20 protein-coding genes are annotated in these 22,690 nt (G+C 72.2%); 4 read left to right on the top strand and 16 right to left on the bottom strand.

Annotated features, from left to right (window positions below):
- Positions 1–91: 91 nt before the first annotated feature.
- The 5 genes from FRADC12_RS17190 to FRADC12_RS17170 all read right to left on the bottom strand — a co-directional run bounded on the left by FRADC12_RS17190 (position 92) and on the right by FRADC12_RS17170 (position 6,609).
- Positions 92–1,435: a geranylgeranyl reductase family protein gene (locus FRADC12_RS17190; RefSeq protein ID WP_232303858.1), complete on the bottom strand. Its 1,344-nt coding sequence runs from the start codon at positions 1,433–1,435 to the stop codon at positions 92–94.
- An 808-nt stretch (positions 1,436–2,243) separates the two neighbouring features.
- Positions 2,244–3,008 carry a demethylmenaquinone methyltransferase gene (locus tag FRADC12_RS17185; RefSeq protein WP_157489144.1) on the bottom strand — a complete coding sequence of 255 codons (765 nt, stop codon included), beginning with the start codon at positions 3,006–3,008 and terminating at the stop codon, positions 2,244–2,246.
- A 47-nt stretch (positions 3,009–3,055) separates the two neighbouring features.
- Positions 3,056–4,210 (bottom strand): cyclic dehypoxanthinyl futalosine synthase, encoded by a 1,155-nt coding sequence (mqnC, locus tag FRADC12_RS17180; protein ID WP_045877411.1) that lies wholly within the window; start codon positions 4,208–4,210, stop codon positions 3,056–3,058.
- Positions 4,211–4,542: 332 nt separating this feature from the next.
- Positions 4,543–4,746 carry a hypothetical protein gene (locus tag FRADC12_RS17175; RefSeq protein WP_045877410.1) on the bottom strand — a complete coding sequence of 68 codons (204 nt, stop codon included), beginning with the start codon at positions 4,744–4,746 and terminating at the stop codon, positions 4,543–4,545.
- An 84-nt stretch (positions 4,747–4,830) separates the two neighbouring features.
- Positions 4,831–6,609 (bottom strand): serine/threonine-protein kinase, encoded by a 1,779-nt coding sequence (locus FRADC12_RS17170; protein ID WP_349305876.1) that lies wholly within the window; start codon positions 6,607–6,609, stop codon positions 4,831–4,833.
- Positions 6,610–7,117: 508 nt separating this feature from the next.
- Between FRADC12_RS17170 and FRADC12_RS17160 the strand changes: the two genes are divergently transcribed.
- The 3 genes from FRADC12_RS17160 to FRADC12_RS17150 all read left to right on the top strand — a co-directional run bounded on the left by FRADC12_RS17160 (position 7,118) and on the right by FRADC12_RS17150 (position 10,958).
- Positions 7,118–8,119 carry an NAD(P)/FAD-dependent oxidoreductase gene (locus FRADC12_RS17160; RefSeq protein WP_045877407.1) on the top strand — a complete coding sequence of 334 codons (1,002 nt, stop codon included), beginning with the start codon at positions 7,118–7,120 and terminating at the stop codon, positions 8,117–8,119.
- Positions 8,120–8,269: 150 nt separating this feature from the next.
- A complete protein-coding gene (locus FRADC12_RS33245) occupies positions 8,270–8,851 on the top strand; it encodes a sirohydrochlorin chelatase (protein WP_045877406.1) in 582 nt (193 codons plus the stop codon).
- A 724-nt stretch (positions 8,852–9,575) separates the two neighbouring features.
- Positions 9,576–10,958 (top strand): HNH endonuclease signature motif containing protein, encoded by a 1,383-nt coding sequence (locus FRADC12_RS17150; RefSeq protein WP_502685266.1) that lies wholly within the window; start codon positions 9,576–9,578, stop codon positions 10,956–10,958.
- A 114-nt stretch (positions 10,959–11,072) separates the two neighbouring features.
- Here the strand turns inward: FRADC12_RS17150 and cobA are convergent, their stop codons facing one another.
- From cobA to FRADC12_RS28515, 5 genes are all read right to left on the bottom strand, one after another.
- Entirely contained in the window at positions 11,073–12,635 is a 1,563-nt protein-coding gene (gene cobA, locus FRADC12_RS17145) for a uroporphyrinogen-III C-methyltransferase (protein ID WP_232303857.1), read from the bottom strand.
- Between the two features lie 389 nt (positions 12,636–13,024).
- Positions 13,025–13,696 (bottom strand): phosphoadenylyl-sulfate reductase, encoded by a 672-nt coding sequence (locus tag FRADC12_RS17140; protein ID WP_045877404.1) that lies wholly within the window; start codon positions 13,694–13,696, stop codon positions 13,025–13,027.
- A gap of 416 nt (positions 13,697–14,112) precedes the next feature.
- Entirely contained in the window at positions 14,113–15,819 is a 1,707-nt protein-coding gene (locus tag FRADC12_RS17130) for a nitrite/sulfite reductase (RefSeq protein ID WP_045877402.1), read from the bottom strand.
- A gap of 204 nt (positions 15,820–16,023) precedes the next feature.
- Positions 16,024–16,155: a putative leader peptide gene (locus FRADC12_RS34415; RefSeq protein WP_349305875.1), complete on the bottom strand. Its 132-nt coding sequence runs from the start codon at positions 16,153–16,155 to the stop codon at positions 16,024–16,026.
- A 181-nt stretch (positions 16,156–16,336) separates the two neighbouring features.
- The gene (locus FRADC12_RS28515; RefSeq protein ID WP_232303856.1) at positions 16,337–16,855 is read right to left on the bottom strand and encodes a response regulator transcription factor; all 519 of its coding nucleotides are present in this window, start codon (positions 16,853–16,855) and stop codon (positions 16,337–16,339) included.
- Between the two features lie 379 nt (positions 16,856–17,234).
- Between FRADC12_RS28515 and FRADC12_RS17120 the strand changes: the two genes are divergently transcribed.
- A complete protein-coding gene (locus FRADC12_RS17120) occupies positions 17,235–18,416 on the top strand; it encodes a helix-turn-helix domain-containing protein (protein WP_045877401.1) in 1,182 nt (393 codons plus the stop codon).
- Positions 18,417–18,465: 49 nt separating this feature from the next.
- Here the strand turns inward: FRADC12_RS17120 and FRADC12_RS17115 are convergent, their stop codons facing one another.
- The 6 genes from FRADC12_RS17115 to FRADC12_RS17090 form a co-directional block, all read right to left on the bottom strand.
- Entirely contained in the window at positions 18,466–19,281 is an 816-nt protein-coding gene (locus tag FRADC12_RS17115) for a menaquinone biosynthetic enzyme MqnA/MqnD family protein (protein WP_045879751.1), read from the bottom strand.
- A gap of 299 nt (positions 19,282–19,580) precedes the next feature.
- Entirely contained in the window at positions 19,581–19,844 is a 264-nt protein-coding gene (locus FRADC12_RS17110; RefSeq protein ID WP_045877400.1) for a hypothetical protein, read from the bottom strand.
- 19 nt (positions 19,845–19,863) lie between these two features.
- The gene (locus tag FRADC12_RS33235; RefSeq protein ID WP_232303855.1) at positions 19,864–20,232 is read right to left on the bottom strand and encodes a hypothetical protein; all 369 of its coding nucleotides are present in this window, start codon (positions 20,230–20,232) and stop codon (positions 19,864–19,866) included.
- Positions 20,233–20,243: 11 nt separating this feature from the next.
- The gene (gene mqnE, locus FRADC12_RS17100) at positions 20,244–21,392 is read right to left on the bottom strand and encodes an aminofutalosine synthase MqnE (RefSeq protein ID WP_045877399.1); all 1,149 of its coding nucleotides are present in this window, start codon (positions 21,390–21,392) and stop codon (positions 20,244–20,246) included.
- Between the two features lie 91 nt (positions 21,393–21,483).
- On the bottom strand, positions 21,484–21,906 hold the full coding sequence (locus FRADC12_RS17095; protein ID WP_045877398.1) for a hypothetical protein: 423 nt from the start codon (positions 21,904–21,906) through the stop codon (positions 21,484–21,486).
- 11 nt (positions 21,907–21,917) lie between these two features.
- Entirely contained in the window at positions 21,918–22,646 is a 729-nt protein-coding gene (locus tag FRADC12_RS17090) for a UbiX family flavin prenyltransferase (RefSeq protein WP_198153141.1), read from the bottom strand.
- Positions 22,647–22,690: the final 44 nt, after the last annotated feature.

Below are 22,690 nucleotides of genomic sequence, written 5' to 3'. Positions count from 1 at the left end.
TCCACTGTGGTTTCCCTGCGCGACAGCCCCCGTACCGCTGGCGCGGCTCGCGGTATCGCTGGCCCGGTCGCGGCGCATTCCACGTCTGGAGTTACGCGCTCGGCGCGAGCCGGCACAGTGCGTTGATCACCCGGTCGTGCGCATCACCTCCCCGCGGGTCAGTGAGGTTCGCCATGATCTTCAACATGAACCTCATGAGCACCGGGTGCGGCAGGCCGTACTTCGTGGCCATCCGCATCACGGTCGGGTTGCCGATGAGGTTCACGAAGACGCGGCCAAGCGTGTAGTAGCCGCCGTAGCGGGCCCGCACCGCCTCCGGGTACTGAAGCAGCGCCTTCTCCCGCCCCGCGCCCGCCGGCCGGGCCAGCGCCTGCGCGACCACCTCGGCCGCGAGCTCGCCGGACTCCATCGCGTAGGCGATGCCCTCACCGTTGAACGGGTTGACCATGCCGGCCGCGTCGCCGACGAGCAGCACGCCGTCGGCGTAGTGCGGGGTGCGGTTGAAGCCCATCGGCAGCGCACTGCCGCGCACCGGCCCGGTGGCGTTGTCCTCGGTGTACCCCCACTCGGGCGGCAGCGCGGACAGCCAGCGGCGCAGCAGATCCCGGTAGTCGGTGTTACCGAAGGCCGGGGTGGTGTTCAGGATCCCGAGGCCGACGTTGCTGGTGCCGTCGCCCATCCCGAAGATCCAGCCGTAGCCGGGCAGCAGCCGGCTGGCGTTCGGCTTGCCCTCCCAGAGCTCCAGGTGGGACTCGAGGTAGTCATCATGGGTGCGCGGACTGCGGTAGTAGCGGCGGACCGCCACTCCGAGCGGCCGGTCGTCACGCCGCCGGATGTCCATCGAGAGAGCGAGACGGGCGCTGTTCCCATCCGCGGCGACGACGACCGGCGCCCGGTAGGTCACCGGCTCACGGTCGTCCCCGGACCGGGCGGTCACCCCGACGACGCGGCCGGTCCGCTCGTCGCGCACGGGGCCGGACACCGTCGTGTCCTCCCGCAGCCGGGCGCCGGCCTTCTCGGCCGCCCGGGCGAGCAGCTCGTCGAAGTCCGCGCGAGGGCGGACCAGGCCGTAGTCCGGGAAGCTCGCCAGCTCCGGCCAGGGCAGCTCCAGGCGCAGGCCACCGCCCACGATCCGCAGGCCCTTGTTGCGGGCCCAGCCGGCGTCCTGGCCGGTCTCGATCCCCATCTTGACCAGGCAGGCGACCGCTCGTGGCGTCAGGCCGTCACCGCAGACCTTGTCGCGCGGGAAGGTCGCCTTCTCCAGCAACAGCACGTCCAGGCCCGCGTTGGCCAGGTGGTACGCGGCGGCGGAGCCAGCCGGGCCGGCACCGACGACGATCACGTCGGCATCGGCGCCTGTCGCGCCGCCCGACGTCGCCGTGGTCCCAGTCACCCGATACTCCCCACCGACAGCCGACTCGTCACCAGGTGCCACACCGATCCGCCTCCTGAGGTTCCGCATCTTCCTTCGCGGATCCTCCGGGGCAGACCGGCGGGAACCCCGGCCGTTCGCCGGTCGTTGCCCGCGTGTTCCTCGCCACGCTCGTGAATTTCTTCACGAGCGTCCCGCCACGGCCGAGTGTAGGCGCTCACACCGCCATTGGCATCAACCAGGATGGTTCCGCTCCCAGACTGGCCGACGTCGCTCTTCGGGCGACCACGAAGGGTCGTTGCGCTGCCACCTACGTCGCATGACGAGGCGCGATCGGGCCCGAACTGCCTCGCCGGGCAGCCGTTCGACCACTGGGGCGATGCGGCGCCGAGAGGAGCTCGACCCGCCGCCGGCGCCCGGCCGATTTGTCGGCGCTCTGACAAGTGACCCACCATCGAGTGACCCAGCTCATCTGCTAAGGCCCGGTCACGCTCGCGATCGGCGCCTGTCAGGCCCTGCTACCACGGCGATCTCCGAGCCGCGACAAAGTAGAGCGATCAGGAGGGCCTGGGCGGGCGCGGCCTGGGTTGGACTCCGTCAAGGACGACAGGCGAGACGTCAGCCACCCGGCCGGCGACCGGGCCGATTTCACCGCCCAGGTAGGCACCCGGTCGCGGGGACCGGCGCGGACCGGCACCGCCCGACCGACGGGCAGTTATGACAAACGGACAAGAACCGCGGTGCGGTCGGCCGAGGGCGGGCGGTCGTGCCGCCCGGCCCGCTCGCCGATCTCAGCGCCGTTGCCCATCCCGTGGACCATCCCCGCTGCCGATCTCCGTACCCACGCTGGCGACGCGTCCGCGGAATTACCTCAGCGGTCGCCGTGGTGCAGGGCAACGATGCCGCCGGAGAGGTTCCGCCAGCCGACGTTGGTCCAGCCGGACGCCGTGAGCAGGGCGGCGAGGTCGGGCTGCGCGGGCCAGGCCCTGATCGACTCGGCCAGGTAGACGTAGGAGTCGGCGCTGCTGGAGACCGCGCGGGCCACCGCGGGCAGCGCGCGCATCAGGTACTCCAGGTACAGCCGGCGCATCGGCCCCCAGGTCGGCTGGCTGAACTCGCAGACGACCAGCCGCCCGCCCGGCCGGGTCACCCGGCGCAGCTCGGCCAGGCAGGCCGGCACGTCCGCGACGTTACGCAGCCCGAAGGAGATCGTCACCCGGTCGAAGGCCTCGTCCGGAAACGGCAGCTGCAGCCCGTCTCCGGCCACCAGCCGCACGGAGCCGGCGGCCGGCGGCCGGCGAGCCAGCCGCGTCTGGCCCGCGCGCAGCATCCCGACGGAGAAGTCGCAGGCGAGCACGTCGGTACCGGCCGCGGCGAACGCCCGCGAGGACGTGGCGGTGCCGGCGGCCAGGTCGAGCACCCGCTGGCCCGCGGCAAGCCGCAGCTCGCGCGCGGTCGCCGTCCGCCAGCCACGGTCCATCCCGGCCGACAGGACCGCGTTGGTGATGTCGTAGCGGCGCGCCACCTGGTCGAACATCGCGGCGACCTGGTCTGGACGCTTGTCCAGACCAGCCCGTCTTCCCCGGCCAACCGGGGCGGCGGCCTCGGGCGCGCTGGTCTGGTCGGGCTTGCCCAAGGCGGTCACCGGCGCGGCTCCCGAGCCGCGGCACGAATCGCCCGCATTCAGCTCGCCTGGACGAGCGGGAGCGCGGTGGACGAGTAGTGCGAGGCAACCCGCTCGTCGACCGGGTCGTCGGCCGGGTCGCGGTGGACGACGAGGTGGTTGTACAGGGTGTCGCGCTGGGCCGGGATCCGGTCGGCCGAGCGGATCAGGTGGATCAGCTCGGTCCGGTTGGTGCGGTGCCGGGCGCCAGCCGAGGAGACGACATTCTCCTCCAGCATCACCGAGCCGAGGTCGTCGGCACCCAGGTGCAGGGTGAGCTGGCCGACCTCCTTGCCAGTCGTCAGCCACGAGCCCTGTAGGTGGGCGACGTTGTCGAAGAACAGCCGGGCGACCGCGACCAGGCGCAGGTACTCGAAGAGAGTCGCCTGGGTGCGGCCCTTCAGGTGGTTGTTCTCCGGCTGGTAGGTCCACGGGATGAAGGACCGGAACCCGCCGGTACGGTCCTGCACATCACGGATCATCCGCATGTGCTCGATCCGCTCGGCGTTCGTCTCGCCGGTGCCCATCATGAACGTCGCTGTTGACTCGAGGCCCAGGCCGTGCGCGGTCTCCATCACCGAGAGCCAGACGTGGCCCGGCTCCTTGAGCGGCGCGATCGCGGCCCGCGGCCGCTCGGTGAGGATCTCGGCGCCGGCCCCGGCGAAGCTGTCGAGCCCGGCGGCGCGCAACCGGACGATGACCTGCTCGTGGGTCAGCCCAGAGGTGCGCCCGATGTGCACGACCTCGCTCGCGCCCAGCGAGTGCAGCGCCAGCTGGGGGTAGGCCGCCTTGATCGAGGAGAAGGCGGTCTCGTACCACTCGATGCCGAACTCGGGGTGGTGGCCGCCCTGCAGCATGATCTGCGTGGCACCGAGCTCGACCGCCTCGCCGCACTTGGCGACGATGTCGTCGACGTCGCGGACCCAGCCCTCTTCGTGCTTCGGTGCCCGGTAGAACGCGCAGAACTTGCACGCCGTCACGCAGACGTTGGTGTAGTTGATGTTCCGGTCGATGATGTAGGTCGCGATGCCGTCCGGGAAGCGACGCCGGCGCACGGCGTCCGCAGCCTGCCCGAGCGCGTGCAGCGGCGCCTGCGTGTACAGCAGCAACGCCTCATCGGGGGTGATCCGGCCACCATCGGCGGCCCGGGCCAGCAGGGATCGGATCTCGCTCACGACCCTGACGTTACCGGCGATCGGCCAGAGACGGCGCTTGGCGCCTCTGGCCGCTCCGCCTGGGTCGGGCGCTGAGCGCCCTCCCCAACGTGATTCGGGGACAGGGCGAGGTGCGGAGGCGGGCGCTTGTCCAGGGTCAGGACCTTGGCCGAGTCACGTTCCGAGGGTTCCTCACGTCTTGCCGCTCCGCGCTCCGCGCTTCGCGGCTCTGGACGCCGGGCCTTGGGATTGGAGCTTGGCCGAGGTTCACGCGAAGGTCGCGCGGGGTCTGGTCGGACGAGTCGTCCCCGGGCGTAGGGCGCTCGGGGACGACGGGGTCTGGGGCTGGTGGGTCAGTAGCTGGGGCCGCCGCCGTGGGTCGAGGAGCCGCCGCCGTGGGTCGAGGAGCCGCCTCCCCGGTTGCGGAACTTGTCGGTGAAGCTCGTGATCTTCGCCTTGTTCTCGGGCTTGGTGGCCTGAGACTTGACTTTGTTGATCATCTCCTGGGTCTTCGGGCTGTGCAGCATCTCCGAGACCCGCTGCGTGAAGTTCGCCATGAGGGGGTTGTACCTGCCAGAGGCCTTCATCATGCGCGTCGAACACGGTCTGTCTTTCATTCGATCACCCGTAGTGGGTGACCGTCACCGACCTGGCGAGGCCAACGGGGCCGTGATGCCGGACTTGTCCTGCAGCCGCTTGCTGATCTGATCGCCGAGCTGGCCGCCGACGTTGCTCGTCTGGTGCCGCCACTGCTGCTCGATCCGATGTATCAGGCGATGCTGCAACGTCTGGCGCTGCTTGTCGACCGCGCTCGCGATCCGGTCGGCCGACCCGAGCAGCACGATGACCAGGATGACGAAGATGATCGTCTTCTTGAACGGGATGCGCAGCCGCATCCGTCGGCGGCGCCGTGGCATCTGCTCGCGCCGGGCGACCGGTTCCGGCGCGGGCGGCGTCGGGCGGGCCTGCGCCGGCGGCTGGTAGGGCGGCCGGTGCGGAGCCTGCGGCGCTGCGGGCGGTGGCGCGGGGCGCGCCGGCGGTGGCGCGGGGCGCGCCGGCGGTGGCGCGGGGCGCGCCGGCGGTGGCGCGGGGCGCGCCGGCGGTGGCGCGGCCGGCTTCTCATAGCGGATGTAGCCGTCGCGCTGGCTGCGGCCCGCCGCCCGGTTCGCGGCACCGCCAGCCTGGTAGCCGCGGCCGTTCGGGTAGCCGCCGACGCCGGGTGCGCGCCCGGCGTCTCCCGCGCCGGCGGGGTAGCCGGCGCCTGCCTGGCGGGCCCGCGGCTCGCGGTGCTGCCGGTACCGGTCGTCGAGGTCGGCGGGCTGGCGCGGCGCGAGGGCCTGGCCACCTCGGTACGCCGGGTCGCCGCCCGCGCCACGACCATTCGGACGGTCCAGTCCCGACCCGACGGCGTAGCCGGCGGCAGCGCCCGCGGCGGCACCGTAGCCGGCGGCCTTCGCGGCCGACGAGCGAGCCGGCGCCTCGGTCGGCCCGCCGATCCGGGTGGGGTCGAAGCCACCGACGCCCGGCCACGTGCCGTCGAGCACCCGGGTCGCGGCGGCGCGCACGTTGCCGCGGCCAGGCTCGCCGAGCAGCGTCAGCAGGATCTGCTCGCCGGACGGGCGCAGCCGCGGGTCGCGCCCGAGAGTCCGCGCCACCACGGCGCGCAGGTCCTCCGGGATACCGGACAGGTCCGGGGTGCCGGTGAGGACCCGCTCCGAGATCTCGTAGAAGGTGCCCTGGCCGTAGGGGTGCACGCCGGTCGCGGCGTAGCCGATCAGCAGGCCCCACGCGAAGATGTCGGTCGCCGGGCCGACCGGGCTGCCCTCCATCTGCTCCGGCGCCATCCAGCCGAGCGAGCCGAGCACGATGCCCGAACGGGTGCGGCCGGCGACGGCGTCGAGCGCCCGGGCGATCCCGAAGTCGATCACACGGGGGCCGGAGTACGACAGCATGACGTTGCTGGGCTTGAGGTCGCGGTGCACGATGCCGGCGCCGTGGATCGCGGTCAACGCGCTGGCGACGCCGACCGCGACGCCCTGCAGGGTCGACATACCGAGCGGGCCGGACTCCTCGACGACCTCGTCGAGCCGCTTCCCGTCGATGAACTCGGTGACCAGGTAGGGGTGGCGGGCATGCGGGTCGGCATCGAGCACCTCGGCGGTGCAGAACGGCGCGACCCGCCGGGCCGCCGTCACCTCGTCGCCGAACCGGGCCCGGAACTCGTCGTCGTTCGCCAGCTCGCCGCGGATGACCTTGACCGCCACCCGCCGGCCACGCGGGTCGCGGCCCAGGTAGACGGCGCCCATGCCGCCGGCGCCGAGCCGGCTGAGGATCTCATAGCGGCCGATCTGGCTCGGGTCGGAGGAGCGCAGCGGTTCGCCCGGGAGCGGCGGTCCAGCCGAGGGCCGCTCCGGTCGCACCGATCGTTCCGTCACTGCCACCCCGCTCGTCGACCTCACTTCATTGTCCATCCACGCCTGGCGTGACCCGGGACACGCCGGCCGCGACCGCGAGCCGGGTAATCCCAACAGTCGCAGGGCGCCATCGCCGAGGCTTCAAGCTGTGTTCTTGCCGACGGTAACCCGCTGACCGGCTGGCCCCGAGGACTTGTCGAAGTTCTGACCTTTCCGGGCCGCCAGCCGACGGAGCAGCGCATCCGACGTCACACCGGGTTCCACCACGGGTGTGACATTGGACGGCCGACTCTCCGACAACCTGGATCAGGGCGCGTCAGCCGAGCCTCGGGCAGTATGAAGGTCCTGGAGTACTCCAGTGGCGCCGAACTGGCCGCCGGGACCTGGTTGTCCGGCGAACGGCGAATCGGCCGGGTTCGGGCGTTCAGAACGCGCTATCGGCAGTCCAGGGCCCAGCCGGGCCAGAGCGAGCTTCGGGCCCGGGTCCGCGGGCACCAGCGGATGGAGAGACGCCATGGGTGACACGTCCGTCGACCAGTCCATCGACATGCTCATCGTCGGCGCCGGCCCGGCCGGGCTGTTCGCCGCCTACTACGCGGGCTTCCGCGGTATGTCGGTCGCACTGATGGACTCACTGCCCGAGGCCGGCGGCCAGGTGACCGCGATGTACCCGGAGAAGGTCATCTACGACGTCGCCGGGTTCCCGGCGGTCCGCGGCCGCGAGCTCGTCAACGACCTCGTCGCGCAGGCCGCGCCCTTCAGCCCCCTCTACCTGCTCGGCCAGCAGGCCGCCGAGATCACGCACGAGCCGGACGCCATCGTCGTCACCAGCGCGGAGGGCCTGCGGGTCCGGGCCAAGGTGGTCCTGATCACGGGCGGCCTCGGCACCTTCACGCCCCGCCCACTGCCTACGGGGACCGAGCACCTGGGCCGCGGCCTCGTCTACTTCGTCCCCCGCCTCGACGACCTCCGCGACCTTGACGTCGTGGTCGTCGGCGGCGGCGACAGCGCTTTCGACTGGGCGCTGGCGCTCGAGCCGCTGGCCCGCTCCGTCACCGTGGTGCACCGACGGGACAAGTTCCGCGCCCACCAGCACACCATCGACCGGGTGCTCGCCTCGTCCTGCGAGGTGCTCACGTTCACCGAGGTCGCCTCGATCACCGGCGAGGAGCGGATCGAGAAGGTCGAGCTGGTGCACAGCAAGTCCGGCGACCGGCACGTCCGGCCGGCGCAGGCCGTCGTCGCGGCGCTTGGCTTCACCGCCGACCTCGGCCCGCTGACCCGCTGGGGCCTGAACATCGACAAGCGGCACATCGTGGTCGACTCGACCATGTACACCGGCGTCGAGCGCATCTTCGCGGCCGGCGACATCACCGAGTACCCCGGCAAGGTCCGCCTGATCGCCACCGGCTTCGGCGAGGCCGCCACGGCCGTCAACAACGCGGCGCCGGTCATCGACCCGTCCGCGAAGGTCTTCCCCGGCCACAGCTCCGACGACGGCACCCCCGCCGTCTGACGCTGCGCCGCCTGACCCCACTTACTCCTGGTTACTCCTGGCCCACTACTCCTGGCTCCGGCGCCGCCTGACCCCTGTGACGGCCGGGTTGGGCTGAGCAATCCGGCAGGTCGAGTTCGGGACCGGCCCTGGACCGAGCAGACTGGGCCGATGCGGGGTCTGCTGGTCATCGGGCACGGTTCACGCCGCGACGAGGCCAACGCGACCGTGTTCGCGTTGGCCTCAGCACTGGCAGCCGAGCCCGCGGCACTCCCGGCCGAGCCCGCGGCACTGGCAGCCGAGCCCGCGGCACTCCCGGCCGAGCCCGCGGCACTGGCAGCCGAGCCCGCGGCACTCCCGGCCGAGCCCGCGGCACTGGCAGCCGAGCCCGCGGCACTCCCGGCCGAGCCCGCGGCGCCGGATGGACAGGCCGCGCCGCCCGGCGGCCAGCCCGCGTGGGATGTCGTCGAGGTCGCGTTCCTGGACGTGCTGCGGCCCGACATCGCCGACGGCTACGCGGCGCTGGTCGACGCGGGCTGCACACGGATCGTCGCGCACCCGTTCTTCCTGTTCGCCGGGCGGCACACGGCGCACGACATCCCGGCGGCGCTGGCCGCGGCGCAGGCCAGCCACCCCCACACCAGTTGGACCGTCACCGAGCCCCTCGGCCTGCACCCCGGCGTGGTCACCGCCGTCCGAGCCCGCGTCGCCGAACGGACAGGGGACGGCGATCCCGGCCCCACTGGAGAATAGCCGGTGACGGCACCGGCGACATCCCCGCTGAACGGCGCGTAACCCCCGGCGAACACGGCGGCACCCCCGACATCGCCGGAGGCCCCGGCATCACCGGAGGCGCCGGCATCACCGAATACCGGGGAAGCCAAAACAGCACAGAATCACCCGGGGCCGCGGCAAGATAACAGTCCAGATTGATCAAACTACGCTTCCCGTCTGGTCGGGCCTGGAGAAGCGCTTAGAGTTGATCAGGAAACCCAGTAACCACAAGCGGTTCACGTCGCTGCCAGCCTATTCGTGCCGACCGAATCCGACTACCTTGAGTAGTCACGTGCTACCAAGAGCGATCTCGCCGCAGCCCTGGAATCACCCGGGGTCCCAGCATCATCGAAGGCCTCGGGCGCCGCCATGCCAACAAACAAGGCCGATGAAGAGATCAGCCACGCTTAGCCCGGATGCACCCAGATTATGCGCACCGCACAGCCGACCAAGTTTCGACAGTCAAAGCCTTCGCTCCGGGTGTCAGAGCGGATTTCTCTGCCTTCCCGATCTCACCGGCCGACCCGTAAAGCGCATTTACACGTCCCCGCCACGGCGATATTGTGAACCCATGTTCGACTCCCGGGCCGGCCATGCGCCGTCGGCACCGAACCGCACCGCCGATGCCACCTGGCCTGACGCACTCTCGACCCCCACTCAACGTGTCGGCCAGTCGACCGACGGCCAGTCGACCGAAACATTGTTGCCCGAAAACCCCCGCGAGCGGGATCGCGGGCTTGTCGAGGAACTATTCGGGCGCCTCGGCACGGTCGACGCGGTGTTCGACGCCGTGCTAAACAACCTGGCCGTGTGCGACGCAGCGGCGACGCTATCGCTGGCGGCCAGGTTGGCCCGGCTGACGGCCAGGCTGGAGGGGCTGACGATCCACACCCAGGTGCATCTCACCCGCCAGCGCCCGGCCAACCCGGGCCAGGGAGACGGCGAGCCGGGCGATCCGTACTCGCCGTTCGCCGCCGATGAGCTCGCCGCCGAGCTGGGACAGTCCCCACGCACGATGTCCAGCCGGCTCGCCACCGCCTGGGAGATCGCCGACCAGCTCCCCGCCGCGCTCGCCGACCTGACCGCCGGGATGCTCGACCACACCCGCCTCACCGCGCTGCACCAACTCACCCGCTGCCTCACCACCGCGCAGCGCGCCACCATCGAGGCCGCCATGCTCGCCGGCAGCCGGCTGGCCTCCCCACCCCAATGGCGCCGCAAGATCCACCGACTCGTCGCCCGGCTCGACCCACAGGCCGCCGCGAAACGCCGCCGCCACGCCCACACCCAACGCAGCATCAGCCTTCAACCTCTCGAAGACGGCATGGCCCTGCTCACAGCGGTCCTGCCCGCCGAGGACGCCCAGGCGATCTACGACCGCATCAACAAGATCGCCCGGACCGACGCCCGGACCGACGGCGACACCCGCCCGATCGACGCCCGCCGCGCCGACGTCCTGGCCGCACTGCTCCTCGGCAACCGCCGCGAACACGTCAGCGTCGAACTCCAGGTCATCGCCCCTGTCGGAACCCTGGCCGGACTCGACGACAACCCGGCCGAACTCGCCGGCTACGGCCCCATCCCCGCCCACGTCGGCCGCGCACTCGCCGCCGACGCCCACTGGCGCCGCGTCCTCACCGACCCCACCACCGGCACCGTCCTCGACCTCGGCCACCGCCGAGTCCCCACCCCAGCACTCGCCCGCCTCATCCGCCACCAACAAACCCGCTGCCTCTTCCCCGGCTGCGGCATGCCCGCCACCCACACCGACATCGACCACACCATCGACCACGCCCACGGCGGCCACACCGCCCTCGACAACCTCGGCCTCCTCTGTAGGCACCACCACCGCGCCAAACATCGAGGCCAGTGGCACCTGGACCAGCCCCGACCCGGCATCTTCACCTGGACCAGCCCCACCGGCCGGACCTACACGGTCAACACCCGCACGAACGACGACGAAGCCCTGCCTCCGGCCGAAGGCAATCGCACCAAGACTGCCGGCCCCGCCAGGGCCAGCGCACGGCACGGCCGCCAGCTCCTGCCCCAGCAACGGACCCCGGCCGACGAGCCGTGCCACTTCTAGGCAGTCACGCCGATACAGCGCTACCGCTGATTTACGCAGACACCACAATAGGTTCGCGACATGGTACACAAACTGTTCCTAGCCGAGGTAGCGCGGCGCTTTCCCCTGGCGAGATTAGGCATGTGGCGCCATCAGGCGGCAGACCGCGGTGACGAGGCCGGCGATTCCTGGCTCGTCGGCGACGGCGTCGACCCGGATACCCGCCTCGTCGCAGGCGAGGACCGTGCGCCGGCCCATGGCGACCACCAGCAGGCCAGGCGGGAGCGGGCCATAGAGCTCGGCGGTACGACGGGCGGCTGTCGACGACGCGAAGGCCACCGCGTGTAGCCGGCCGTCGCGCAGGTCGGCGGCGACGGCGGGGTCGGCGGCGGCTGGGACGTCCGTCCGCAGCGTGACGCGCCGGACCGTCCGGACTCCCATCGGCGGCGCGGCCGACGCGCAGACGGCAACCCGCAGGCCGGTCACCGGGATCTCGGTGACGACCACGTGCGCGACCCGCACCTCAGCGGACGACCGGACGGTCGCGAGCCCGAGCGCCTCCAGCGCGTCCGCCGCGGAGCCGGACGCCGACACCAGGGTCAGGCCGGCCAGCGCGCGGACATCCTGCCCGGCGCCGCGCAGCAGGGCGACCACCGTCGCCACCTCGTCCGCGTCGGCGAGCACCAGCGCGTCGGCCCCGGGCAGCGCGGCGAGCAACCCGGAGGCGTCCGGCACCGGCGCGAGCATCGAGACCACCGTCTCGACGGCCTCGGCGCCCTGCCTGCGCAGGTCACGGGCCAACAGCCCAGGACGCTGCCGGGTGCGCGGCACGAGCACTCGTGCCCCGCTCAGCGGCCCCTGATCGGCGCCGACCGGCGCCGGGCGCGCCATCGGGTTCACCCGTCCGCTCCCGTCGTCGGTGAGGTCATGATCCGCCCCGCCGGCGCGGTCCTCCTGGCTGGTTCGCCGATCCGCCCTTCCCACGGGTGCCGCCGGCCGACCGGGCACCGGGCGGTGCGGGGAGGCGGCGCCGCGGGCGTCGATGCGGGCGGCGACGTCCCCGACGACGATGACGGCCGGCGAGCGCACCCCGGTCTCGACCGCGTCGGCGCCGAGCGACTCCAGGGTGGTCCGCAGGACCCGCTGGGTCTGGGTGGTGGCCCGCTCGACCACGGCCACCGGAGTTCCCGGTTCCCGCCCAGCGGCCAGTAACGCCTCGGCGATCGCGACGAGGTGAGCGACGCCCATCATGATCACGACAGTGAGCGCGGGCGAGGTCAGCGTGGACCAGTCGACGGTCGAGTCCGGGTGCCCGGGCGGCAGATGGCCGGAGACGATCGCGACGTCCTGGGCGAGGCCCCGGTGGGTCACCGGAATGCCCGCGAAGGCCGGGCCGGCGAGCGCCGACGACACTCCGGGGACCACCGTCACCCAGACACCGGCGGCGGCACAGGCCTCGGACTCCTCGCCGCCGCGGCCGAGCAGGTAGGGATCGCCGCCCTTGAGCCGGACGACCCGGGCACCGGCCAGTGCTCGCTCGACGAGCAGGGCGTTCACCTCGTCCTGGGCCCGCAGGTCGCCGTCCGGGCCGACCCGGACGATCTCGGCGCCCGGCCGGGTGTGCGCGTGCAGGGGGGCGTCCACGGCCAGGTCGGTGACCACGACGTCCGCTCCCGCCAGCAATTCGGCGCCACGCACAGTGATCAGACCCGGATCGCCTGGGCCGGCCCCAACCAGCCAGACGTGACCACGGCGCGCTGTCGCCCCGTTGCCGCCGCGCGGGCCGCCCGCGCCACGCGGGCGCGAAGGCGGGCCGGCGCCGTCCCCCCAGCCGCTCGACACACACGGAACGTTACCGGCTTCGCCGCCCACGCCCCTACTTGGACGACCAAGGCACCACCATCGGCCGAAACCGGCTCAAACGCGACCTAACCACCCGGCACTCGGCGGCCTGATCCGGCCGCCGGTCCGTTCAAGCGGCCTTGATCAGCGTTTGCGCCCTCCGGCGGTCGCACCGGCCTTCGGTTCACGACCACCTGGAGGCCCAGGCCGCGATCAAGCAGCCGGCGGACCGGGTGTGGTGTCCGCTAGTGGATGCCGCACTCGGTCTTCGTGCTGCCGGCCCAGCGACCGGCCCGGCCGGTGCCGCGCTGGGTGCAGGGCCAGCAGCCGACCGACTGGTACCCGTCGGTCAGCAGCGGGTTGACGAGGACGTTGTTCTCCTCGACGTAGCGATCGACGTCCTCGTCGGTCCAGGTCGCCAGCGGGTGGATCTTCACCTTCCCGCGCCGCTCGTCCCAGCCGACGACCGGCAGGGCCTTGCGGCCGTCCGACTCGGCCCGGCGCGACCCGGCCGCCCAGGCCCGGTAGGGCGCGAGCGCCCGGTCCAGCGGGACGACCTTGCGCATCCGGCAGCACAGGTCGGGGTCGCTGGCGTACAGGTCCTTGCCATGGACGGCGTCCTGCCCCGCGACGGTCAGCTGGGGCCGGACGCTGATCAGCGGCAGGTTGTAGGTCGCCGCGACGGCGTCCCTGGTGCCGACCGTCTCGGCGAAGTGGTAGCCGGTGTCGATGAAGACGACTGGAACATCCGACCGGATCTTCGCGAGCATGTCGACGAGGACGGCCTCGGCCATCGACGCGGCGACGACGAGCTTCGTCCCGAACTCCTCGACGGCCCAGCGCAGGATCTCCTCGGCAGGCGCGTCGGCCAGCTCCCTGCCCACGCGCTCGGCGCGGGCCTTCAACGCGGCGTCCATCAGCCGTTCTCCTCCGGTGTGGTCATCGCTCCCCGGCCGGCGCAGCCGCGCCGGCCGAGGACCCCTGCTTGGGCCGAGTAGTCGAGGTCGAGGCGCTGGCCAGCGCGGTCAGGCTCAGCCGGAAGGAACGCCGGCAGGAGCGACAGGCCCAGTGGCCGTGCCCCTCGCCGGAAACCCCTTCCGGGATGTCCGGGACGGCCTGGCCGGAGGAGGCGCGAGAATGCCTTTCCCGCGCGCCTCCGGAGGCCACCTCGGGGACCAGGGTCTCCTCGCCGCAGTACGGACAGAAGAACGGGACCGCGCGGGCACTCATCGGTAGGCCCGGCCTTCGCGGTCGTTCCTGTGCGGACGATGAGCATCGGCCTGGCCGGATCCGAAAGACACGAGGCGGCCGGCCCGCGCGGCGGAAGGTCGGCTCATGCGCGGGCCACCACCGCGTCGTGCGTGATCTTGGATTCGTCGACCTTCTCGACCCAGTCGGCGAAGACCTCGCCGTCGGACCGGTCGGCCTGGTAGGTCTTCAGCAGCCCGACGACGTAGTCGACGAGCTCCTCCGATGTGATCTTCAGGCCCCGCGACTTGCGGCCGAGCCGGGACCGGCTGCCCAGGTGACCGCCGAGGTGCAGCTGGAAGCCCTCGACCATCTCGCCGTCCGTCCCGGGCACCAGGGAGCCCTTCAGGCCGATATCGGCGACCTGGAAGCGGGCGCAGGCGTTCGGGCAGCCGTTGACGTTGATGCCGATCGGCTCGTCGAAGTCCGGCAGCCGCCGCTCCAGCTCCTCAATGAGGCGGCCCGCGTTGGCCTTGGTCTCGACGATCGCGAGCTTGCAGAACTCGATGCCGGTGCAGGCCATCGTGCCGCGGCGGAACACGCTCGGGCGCACGATCAGGTCGAGCTCCGCCAGCGCCGCCTCCAGGGCGGGCACCTCGGCCTCGGGGACGTCGAGGACGACCAGCTTCTGCGCGGTGGTCGCGCGGATCCGGCCCTGGCCGTGCCGGTCGGCGAGGTTCGCGACCGCGGTGAGCGTGGTCCCGGTGAGCCGGCCGGCGCGCGGCGCGAAGCCGACGGCGAAGTTCCCGTCCTGCTGCCGGTAAACGCCGACGTGGTCGCGCCCCTCCGTGCGCGGCGCGGCCGGCGCCGGGCCGTCTGGCAGCGGCGCCTGGAGGTACTCCTTCTCCAGGGTCGCCCGCACCCACTCCACGCCCATGTCGGCGACCAGGAACTTCAGCCGGGCCCGGGTGCGCAGCCGCCGGTAGCCGTAGTCGCGGAACAGGCAGGCGACGCCGTGCCAGACCTCGGCCACCCGGTCCGGCTGGACGAAGGTGCCCAGGCGGACGCCCAGGTGCGGGTTGGTCGAGAGGCCACCGCCGACCCACAGGTCGTAGCCCGCGCCGAGCTCGGGGTGCACGACGCCGACGAAGGCGATGTCGTTGATCTCGTGCAGGGTGCAGTGGTCGGCACAGCCGGACATCGCCGACTTGAACTTGCGCGGCAGGTTCGACAGCGACGGGTCGCCGACGAACTTCGCGACGACCTCGTCGATGACCGAGGTGGCGTCGATGATCTCGTCCCCGTCGACGCCGGCGAGCGGGCAGCCGAGCATGACCCGCGGGGTGTCACCGCATGACTCCTGGGTGGTCATGCCGTTCGCCTCGAGGGCGCCCCAGATCGCCGGCACGTCCTCGATCCGGATCCAGTGCAGCTGGATGTTCTGCCGGTCGGTGACGTCGGCGACATCCCGCCCGTAGCGGGTCGAGATGTCGCCGATCACCCGAAGCTGGTCGGACGTCATCCGGCCACCGTCGAGCCGGACCCGCTGCATGAAGTAGGAGTCCTCGATCTCCTCCGGCTCCAGGATCGCGGTACGGCCGCCGTCGATGCCGGGCTTGCGCTGGGTGTAGAGCCCCCACCAGCGGAACCGGCCGCGCAGGTCCTGCGGGTCGATGCTGTCGAAGCCGGTGTACGGGTACCGGTTGAGGATCCGGTCCCGGACCGCGAGGCCGTCCTGGTCCTTCTTCATCCGCTCGTTGGCGTTGAGCGGTTCGCTGTAGCCGAGCGCCCACTGGCCCTGTCCCTTGGGACGGGTCGGGCGGGCTGGGCGGGGCCGAGCAGGAGAAGTCATCTGATCTCTCGCGACGTTGGGAGGAGCGGAGCACCGCCAGCTGGACGGCGCCGGGTCCGGGTCAGCTTCTGTCACCTCTGGCCAGCCGCCGGCCGGTCGCCTCTGGTCATCCAGGGGGCCTAGTCACAGCGGGGGTCATCTCGCCCGGGCCCGTAGGCCGCCTGGGGCGTCTGACGGGGAGCGAGGGGGGTCGGGCTCAGCCGGTCAGCGAGTGCGACAACAGCCCGCGCTGGCAACCCGGAGCAGGTCCACGTGCAGCCGTGAGACCAGGAGGAGCTCCGGAACGCGCTGCGCCACGACGGCAAACGGCCGCGAATGGTGGCGAGGCGCAGTCATAGCCCCCATGGTTTCACAGATGTGAAGCGGACGCCGAGTTTGTGGCGTAGGCAATGCTCCGCGAACGGATTCATCATTTTTCCCACCGAAATGGTTAGGATTCCGAGGGACCGACCACGTCGAAGCGAAAGCTCCCGGTGCCCCGCGAGTGACCGGCGGGCCGCGCGAGGCCGACAGATGATCATCCAGCCGGGGAGGAGCGCGCGCAGACGGCGCGCAGGCGATCGATGAGCGGGCCGGCGCCGAGCCCCTTCTCCATGACGTCGTCGGCGCCGAGCGCCACCGCCTCCTCGCGCACGGTATGTGCCGAGAATCCCGTGAAGACGACCACCCGGGCGCCCGGCACCAGGCGGCGAATCCGCGGCAGCGCGGCGATCCCGTCCAGCACGGGCATCGCGACGTCGAGAAGCACCAGATCAGGCCCGGTCTCGGCGACGACGTCGACCGCCTCCGCGCCGTTGGCGGCCCGGCCGACGATGGTGAAGTCCGGCTCCATGTCCAGCAGCAGGCAGATCAGCTCGCGCACCCCGTCGGCGTCGTCCGCGACCACGACCCGCACCGGGACGGGCCCGGCCGGGGCCGGCGGCGCGGCGGCGGGAGTCCGGGCGACGGCGCTGCCCGCGTCGCCCGCCGGGCCGGTGGGGACGTCGCGCCGGCCCGTGACCGGGTCGCGGCCGTCGGCGCGATGACGCCCGGTCACCGGGCGCCCGTAGGGGGAACGGAAGGCACTCATGGGCGACCCCGCCGGCCGGCCCGAACAGACCCCACCCGCGGTACCCACGTCCGCCCCTCCGTCCGCCCCCGGGTCCGCGTCGATGTTCCGGTCCACTCCTACCGTTCTACCGGCCGGCGCCCGGTGCGCCCATCGTCATTCGGGGTGGTATTCGCGGATGGCCCGGGGCACTCCGCGTGAATGGCGTGACCAGGAAAGCGCTATTCCGGCTAACGATGCCCGTATGGGACCTTTTGCCTCTAGCGGCGCAAGGCCCCGCACGCAATAGACTGATCACAAACAGTGACCCGCGGCACGATCATGATTTAGGTCGGATCGTGCCCGCGGCGCGACCAGTGGGGTGCACATGCTGAATGCGGGCAGGCGGCAGGGCGGCCGTGGCCCGGAAGGCACGGTGGCCGTCGAGGTGGGCTTCCACCAGGAGCTTCGACGTCGCCGGTGCGCCCGCGGGCTGTCCCGCGAAGAGCTGGCCGAGGCCACCGGCTACAGCCGGCGTTACGTCAGCCAGCTCGAGCAGCCGAGCAAGGGAATTCCCGCCCGCCCGGTCGTGGTGGCCGTCGACCGGGCGCTGGGCGCGGAAGGCGCACTGATCGCGCTGCGCGACGAGGCCGCGGCGGCCCGGGCCGGGCTGGTCAGCCCGCGGCGTGACCCGGCGGACGAGTCCAGGGCCCGGGTCCATGACCTGCTCGGCAACCGCCGCAGCGACGTCGATCTGGACTACCTCGACCGTACCGTCGGCGAGCTGATCGCGATGGCCGGCGGGCTCGGCCCGCGCGAGATCCGCGACCGGGTGCTCGACCAGCAGGCGATCGTCGACGGCCTGCGGCAGGCCCCGATGCTGCCGCACCAGCAGGTGCGGCTCTTCCTGATCGCGGGCCATCTGGCCGGGCTGCTCGCGATCGCGCTGCTTGACCTGGGCGAGCTCTCCGGCGCCTGCACCTGCTGCCTGGAGGCGGCGGTGTTCGCCGAGCTGACCGGCCACGCGGGACTGCGCGCCTGGACGCTCGCGGTCAACCGGCTGGTGGCCGAGGCGGCGCGTCACGCCGAGACACTCGCCGCGCAGTCGAACGGCGCGATAAACGATGACCTGACAATCGCGACAGAAGTCGACGAACTGGCGGTTCGCGACGTCGACGATCCGTACCCGGTGTACAACCGTCCGGCCACGGCCTCGCACACCGACGCGGCCCCCATCAACCATGTCGACTTCGGTTATGTCGACGGTTCCACGGCGCAGACCGATGCCGTGGGTTACGGATCCGGAGCGGCGTTGCGCGGCCTGCTCGCGCGGCCGGCCGACGAGCTCGCCGCCGGTCGCCTCGGCTACGACTCGCCGGAGCTGGGCGCGGAACCGGTCGGCCCGCTCTGGCGCGGCCTCGGCGACGTGCTGACCGCACCGGGTGGACGGGCCATCACACCGCTGCTGGCCGCGCTGGTGAAGGGCCGGATCGCCCGGTTCGCCACCACCCACGCCCGCCGGGAGCGCCCGTTGGCCGGCCTGTCCCGCGCCTTCCACCCCCCGGTCTGAGCGCCGGCGCGGGTCGGCTGCCGCGAGGGCGGCCTGGGCGTGTGGACGGTCAGACGTCGGCGAAGACGATGTCGCGCGGGGGCGGAACCTCGCCGCGCGCCGCGGCACGGCGGGCGAACTCCGCGACACCGGCGAGCTGGCGCTCGCCGAGCCGGAAATCGAGCGTCGTGAAGTAACGGGCCAGGGACGCCTGGTCGAAGACCTCCCAGCGGGACGCCCGGGCGGCGACCGTCTCGACCTCCGCCAGGGCCAGCTCGATGCCGCCCCGCAGCGCGCTGTGCACCTCCTTGACCAGGCCGGGATGAGCCTGCGCGAACGAGCGGCGCGCCGCCCAGATCGCGAAGACCATCGGCAGCCCGGTCCAGTCCCGCCAGGCCGCGCCGAGATCGACCACCTCGGGCCGATCGCCGGGGCCGCCCTGCTCGAACTCGTAGTAGGCCCGCAGCGCCACGTCGCCGATCGTGACGGCCGCGTCCGCCTCCCGCAGCATCATCGGCACGTCCGGCGGCATCGTGACGTACCGAGGCCGCACCCCGAACCGGTCTTCGAGCATCATCCGGGCCAGCAGCACGCTGGTCCGCGAGGTCGAGCCGAGTGCGACCGAGCGGATCTCGCCGAGCGGCACCTGGGTGCTCAGCACCACCGACAGCACGGGCCCGTCGGAGCCGACGGCGAGGTCCGGCAGCACGACCAGCTCGTCGGCGTGCCGCAGGTACTCGACGAGGCTGATCGGCCCGAGGTCCAGCTCGCCGGCGACGAGCGCCTCGCTGAGCCGGTCCGGGGTGTCCTTGAACAGGTCCAGGTCCAGCAGGGCACCCGAGTTGACCAGGCCCCAGTAGAACGGCATGCAGTTCAGGAACTGGATGTGCCCGACGCGCGGCCGGGTCTCGACGGCGGCGGCTGGGCCACCCGGGTTCGGGCGCGGCCCGGGAACCGCGCCGACCGGAGGCGTGAGAGCCGGACCAGCCTGCGGCGCGGAAACCGGGCCGGCCGGGGCCACGTCGCCCTCGCGACCAGCCAGAACAGTGCCCTCGCGACCAGCCAGAACAGTGCCCTCGCGACCAGCCAGAACAGTGCCCTCGCGGCCGGCTGGAACAGTGCCCTCGCGGCCGGCTGGAACAGTGCGCTCGCGGCCGGACTGGCCGCCATCGGCGCCAGTCGTGGTCAACGCCCGCCTCGGCGCAGCTCAGCCGCCTGTTGGGTCGCTCTGCGCTGGCGCAGCGCGAGTGGCAGGCTGAGCACCCCGCTGATCACGAAGGACAGGAAGATACCGGGAACGGTGCTGGCGCCGAGCAGCAGCACAACCGCGGTGACCACACCGAACAGCAGCACCCGCAGGCCGTAGTAGCGCACATGGAGCGAGAGCATCCCCGGCGGCGCCTTGGCCGGCCCAGGCGAGGCGATCTCGGCCTTCGTCGGCTTGGTCATGGGATCCTCCGACCCTGCGTCATCGTTGCCTCCCGGCCGGCTTGGCGCGCTGGCGCTTCTTCACCCAGCCCAGCCGGACCAGCACGCTCGGGTAGAGGGCCAGGCAGACGATCACCGTCAGCAGCCCCAGCAGGGTCGCCGGCGCGAGCCCCAGGCCCAGCGCGTGCGTGACCAGGTACAGCACGACCCCGGGCACGAGGATCACCAGGAACGCCAGCACGAAGATCGACCCGATACCCGCGCCGCCCGCCGGCCGGAACGGAGCGGGCCGGCCCGGCTCCGGCCGGCGCTGCGTCGGCTGACCGACCTGCGGTGCCGCCGGAGCCGGCGGCTCGTCCACGACGGGTTCGGTCCCGGATGCGCTCGCGGGGCGGTCCTGGTCGGTCACGTCGGCCTCGCCTATGCGTCGATCGGCTGCGGGACGTCGCGGCGGGCCGGGTCAGGGCCGTCGTAGCCGCGGATCACCCGGTAGCGGGTGTCCCGCTCGACCGGCTGGAAGCCGGCGTCCCGGATCAGCGTGAGCAGGTCCTCACGGGTCATCGTGTTCGGGGTGCCGAACCGGTCCGCGTCATGAGTGATCTTGTACTCGACGACCGACCCGTCCAGGTCGTCGGCGCCGAAGTTCAGCGCCAGCTGGGCCGTGGTCAGGCCGTGCATGACCCAGAAGCACTTGAGGTGGTCCACGTTGTCGAACAGCAGCCGGGAGACGGCGAAGGTCTTCAGCGCCTCGGCTCCGGTCGCCATCGGCTGGTTCATCAGCCGGTTGCGCGGGTCGCCGGCGGCGTCGTGCTGGAACCGCAGCGGGATGAAGACGGCGAAACCGCCGGTCTCGTCCTGTAGTTCACGCAGCCGCAGCACATGGTCGACGCGGTGGCGGGGCGACTCGACGTGGCCGTAGAGCATCGTGCTCGGCGTGCGCAGGCCCTTGGCGTGCGCCAGCCGGTGGATGCGCGACCAGTCCTCCCAGTGGGTCTCATGGCCGACGATCTGCTGGCGGATCTCCCAGTCGAAGATCTCGGCGCCACCGCCGGTCAGCGACTCGAGGCCAGCGTCGATCAGCTCGTCGAGGATCTCGTCGGCGCCCAGACCGCTGATCTTCTCGAACCAGTGGATCTCGGTGGCGGTGAACGCCTTCAGCGCCACGTTGGGCAGCGCCGCCTTCAGCTCGCGCAGCGACCGTGGGTAGTACCGCCACGGCAGGGTCGGGTGCAGGCCGTTGACGATGTGCAGCTCGGTGATGCCGGACGGCTCCATCTCCTTGGCGAGCCGGACGGCCTCCTCGATGCGCATCGTGTAGGCGTCGGCCTCCCCCGGCTTGCGTTGGAAGGAGCAGTAGGCGCAGCTCGCGGAACAGACGTTCGTCAGGTTGAGGTGCCGGTTGACGTTGAAGAAGGTCTGGTTCCCGTTCTTGCGGGTCCGGACCTCGTGCGCGAGGTCGCCCAGCCAGGCGAGGTCGTCGCTGGCGTACAGCGCCTCGCCGTCGGATCGGTCCAGCCGGTCCCCGGCACGGACCTTGTCCTCGATCTCCCGCTTGCGCCCGGCATCCATAACCGGCAAGCCTATCCGCCTTCCACCGACACCAGATGATCCAGAGGGAACGGTGTGGGGCGGTCGGCGCGGCTGGACCGCTGGACGTCGGCTACTTGCGGGCCTTCGGCGGCTTGACTGGCTTCACGGGGGCGGAGCTCTCGACATGGGCGGCCTGCTTCTGCAGCCGGGCCAGTGGGTAGCCGGCCAGCGCACCACCGATCAGGCCGAGCAGCACGGCCAGGACGGCAGGCAGACCGGCCGCGAGCCAGAGCACCACGGCGATCACGAGGAAGATCCCGATCCTCGCGAGGAAGAACGGCAGCGCGGCCCGCAGGTCGAACTGCTCGAGTTCCCGCTTCGGCTTCTTCTCCCAGGGCGCCGCCTTCCGCCCCGGCTTCGCCCCGGCCGGGGACGCCTTGACCGCCTTCACCTTCACCTTCGCCGGCGTGACCTTGGTCGGCGTGACCTTGGTCGGCGTGACCTTGGTCGGCGTCGCCGCCTTCTCTGCCCGGTCCCCGCGCCCGCGCGCCATACCGATCTCCCTCATGCCCCTGGTCCCGCTGTTGTTCCGCTGTCCACTGCTGTTTCAGCGTCCACTGTGCCAGGTCGGGGCCGGTCGGTCCGCGCCGCGCCCAGCTCGCCAGTCCATCGACGGAAAAGGGCGTTCGGTACCTCGGCGGCATCCAGCACCCGGCCGGCGACGAAATCGACCAGGGCCTGGGCGTCGGCGGCCCCGGCATAGAAGCCGGGACTCGCGGCCGCGACCACCGCGCCCGCGTCGTGCAGCGTCACCAGGTGGCGCAGGGTCGCCCCGGTGAAGGGCATCTCACGCGGCACGACGACCAGGCGGCGGCTCTCCTTGAGCGTGACGTCGGCCGCGCGCTGCAGCAGGTCCTTCGACAGCCCGAGTGCGATCCCGGCCACGGTCGCGGTGCTCGCCGGAACGACGATCATGCCCCTGGCCGGGTAGGAGCCGCTGCTCGGCCCGGCGGCCAGGTTGTCGGCAGCGTGCACCCTGACCAGCACCTCGGCCCGGGCAGCGACCTCGTCCCGGTCGGGGCGCGCCCGGCCGGCGAGGCTGGTACCGAGCCAGTCGGCGAGCGCCCCCGGCCAGGCGCCGGCTCCGTCCCGCCAGGCGATTCCTGTCTCATCGAGCAGGGTCAGCCGGGCGGCCCGGGACACCACCAGGTCGACCGGCAGGCCCGCCGCCAGCAGCCCACGCAGCACCGACGCGGCGTAGGGCGTCCCACTCGCGCCGCTGACCCCGACCACCCACGGCCGCCGGGCCTCGTCACCGCCGGGCCTCGCGACGAGCC

Origin of the sequence: Pseudofrankia sp. DC12, from assembly GCF_000966285.1 — a bacterium.
Classification (GTDB): domain Bacteria; phylum Actinomycetota; class Actinomycetes; order Frankiales; family Frankiaceae; genus Pseudofrankia.
The sequence above is the reverse complement of the archived record's forward strand: the minus strand, read 5'-3'. Positions and strand labels throughout refer to the sequence as shown.